The 2637-nt window shown below is 57.8% G+C and carries 3 protein-coding genes; 1 reads left to right on the forward strand and 2 read right to left on the reverse strand.

Annotated elements, in window-relative coordinates:
- Positions 1-187 (forward strand): hypothetical protein (locus tag DF196_RS13710; protein WP_206603803.1); only part of this gene is annotated, 187 nt, incomplete at its 5' end.
- Here DF196_RS13710 and DF196_RS13030 read toward each other — a convergent pair.
- Together DF196_RS13030 and DF196_RS13035 are read right to left on the reverse strand one after the other, a co-directional pair.
- Positions 157-927, reverse strand: coding sequence for an IclR family transcriptional regulator (locus DF196_RS13030; RefSeq protein WP_109058225.1), 771 nt, complete (start codon positions 925-927; stop codon positions 157-159). The genes DF196_RS13710 and DF196_RS13030 overlap by 31 nt on opposite strands.
- A 197-nt stretch (positions 928-1124) precedes the next feature.
- A complete protein-coding gene (locus tag DF196_RS13035; protein ID WP_109058226.1) occupies positions 1125-2069 on the reverse strand; it encodes an IclR family transcriptional regulator in 945 nt (314 codons plus the stop codon).
- Positions 2070-2637 lie beyond the last annotated feature (568 nt).

The raw sequence follows: 2637 nt of genomic DNA on the forward strand, positions 1-2637 counted from the left end.
AACCATTGCAAACACTGGGCTCCACCGGCGTGTCGAAAACACCCAAAAACAAACCACCAACACCAAAACAACAACCACAAGCCCGGCAACATTGCCCGAAAAATTATCCAGTACCGGCGTGTCGCCAAGACTCAGACACAGTGCAGCTCTTCTCCGTTATGCCAATTGGGTGGAATCGGCCTGCTGAATTTCGTCTACTCCCTGACACAACAATGCGGCTAAAGATTCCTGAGTGGCGAGTACCTCGTCCACAAAACCTCCTGCAGACAGGCTTGCGATCACTTCCCCGGTCGTGGGATCCAGGATCGGCACGCCCACGGCACCGATACCCAACGTCACATCCTCATCCGACAGTGCATAGCCACGTTCCCTGGTCACCGCAATGTCCTCACGCAACTGTTCGGCCGTAACCAACGTGTTCTCGTTATAGGCAGGGAACGGCGCGCCCTGCAGGTATCGCTCGGCACGTTCGTCGTTGAAATGCGCAAGCGTGACGCGCCCCGCTGCACCGGCATGCAGTGGCAGTACACGTCCCGGTCGCAGGATCACCGAATCGATGGCGTGGCCCTGCGCGCATTCCACACATACCGTCTCGTCGCCTGCGGCCACGGTCAAGAACGAGGTCATGCCTGTGGCCGCGGTAATGCGTTCCATTACCGGTCGTGCTCCGGACCATTCCGTGCGCGAAGCCCGTGCAGCATCGGCCAGACGTAGCCAAGTCAGGGACAGTGCGTAGTTGCCGTCCGCGTCCGTGGTCACCCAATCCACGTCTGCCAGGCCGTCCAGCACACGGTAGACGGAGGAACGCGGAATGCCGCACATGTCCGCGATATCGGCGGGCGACAGGCCGCCTTCCTTGGCCAGTGCTTCCATAACGCGGCTTGCTTTGTCCAATGCCCTCGTGGGTTCGCGCTTATCGTCCGCCACTCTTAAAGCCTTTCTATGTTCCGCCTATCCGTTAGCGTTTTATGCGATCATTCCGTCGATTCTCGGGGAAGTTCTTTAGATGTACCGCACCGAAAAACGGTGCGTCATCATGGATTCGCGGAATGATGACCGTTTATCGTTCGGTTCAATGAATGTACGTTGATCGAACCGTGATCCGCCCTGTTACCGACCTACCGTCAATTTTCGAGACCAAGGCCTAGGTAGTCGCCGAAGTAGCCCAAGCCTCGCGAAATCTCACAGCCGACGGACTGCACTAAGCGGACCATTTCGTCAGCCCCATCGGTATCCGAGCCAGTACCCGACCGATCGGAGGTGTCCATCTTCGAGTTTCGAGCAGGGGTTCCGGTTTGGCGACCATCGGCACCCCTTGAACCGGCGGATGCCGCATCGATAGCTCCTGACGGCGATTGCAGGGCGCTCAGGCCTGGTTCCAGCGACCGGGAGAGCCCACCCAACACCACAGCGGCCTGCACCTCACCGGCATGGTTGAATACCGGGACGCCGATAGTCACCGATCCGGCCAGCGTCTGACCAACATCGAACGCGAAGCCCGATTCACGAACCACGCGGGCATGCTCCACCGCATTGACACGCATGGTGGAGAAGGTGCCGCCCATCTCATTGGTGTAAGCGTAATGCTCCAGCAACTGATCGTATCGATCAGCATTCAGCCACGACACCAGCACCAACGAGGGAGCTCCCACACTGATCGGCACGCTATTGCCGACCAACTGTCCGTAACTCTGCAATGCCTCCCGAGTGCGGGTTTCGATGCACACGCTACGCAGACGCCGTCTCACGAACAAACCCCATACGCCAAACTGTCCACGATGGGCGCGGAATACCCGGCGGGCAATCTGCTGGATATCAAGTCCGCTTTCAATCTGCCCACCAATTCGCACGCATGCGATACCTAGGCGATACTCACCACGATTCAGGCCACGCTCAACCCATCCAGCAGCGGACAGATTGTCCAGCAAACGATATGTGGAGCTGACCGGCTCACCTGTACTCTCGCTTATTTCGCGTACCGTGCTCGGTCCGTGCGACAGCACATCCAACACAGCCTTGGATTTGACCAGTGCCTCTACGCTACGATCATCTCGGCCTTGCGCAGCCATGCGCGTCACCTCCCAGCCGAAGTTCCCAATTCCATAATCATCCTACCGGAATAATGGGAATACATAGTTATGGATACGAAAAAGGGACGGGAACTCCAATGAGTTCTCGCCCCTTTTGAAAACTAGTTGTGATGAGCGTTCATGCACGTACGAATAGAAGCCCCTTTGCCGAGTTTCTATGTGCTGCATTCAGTGTGCTGGTGTTGTTCATGGCGTGGTGTGGGTTGTAATTGGTGGAGGGGAAGAAACCCCTGGCGTCCGCTTCGACGTGGCGTCTTGTTGGGGGTGTTGGATGTCTCCGGATACCGGTGAGAACGAGCGCCGTGTGTGGATCCGAGGGACGTCTTTTGACGGGATCCGGATGGATCCGCATGCCGGCCCATGTACGGAACAGATTCCGGATGTCAGGGTGTTCGTGTGTTTGGTGTTGGGGGGGTATAGCAGAAGGCCCCTTGGGGCGTGTGCTCCAAGGGGCCTTCATAACGTGTGAATGCGGCGGTGTGCTACTCTCCCACACCCTGTCGGGTGCAGTACCATCGCCGTGCCAGGCCTTAGCTTCCGGGTTCGG

The sequence above is a fragment of the Bifidobacterium callitrichidarum genome (genome assembly GCF_003129905.1).
Lineage (GTDB): Bacteria > Actinomycetota > Actinomycetes > Actinomycetales > Bifidobacteriaceae > Bifidobacterium > Bifidobacterium callitrichidarum.

Excerpts from the sequence above, each read along its gene's own strand:
- DF196_RS13035 (WP_109058226.1), bottom strand. The coding sequence starts at position 2,069 with ATGGCTGCGCAAGGCCGAGATGATCGTAGCGTAGAGGCACTGGTCAAA.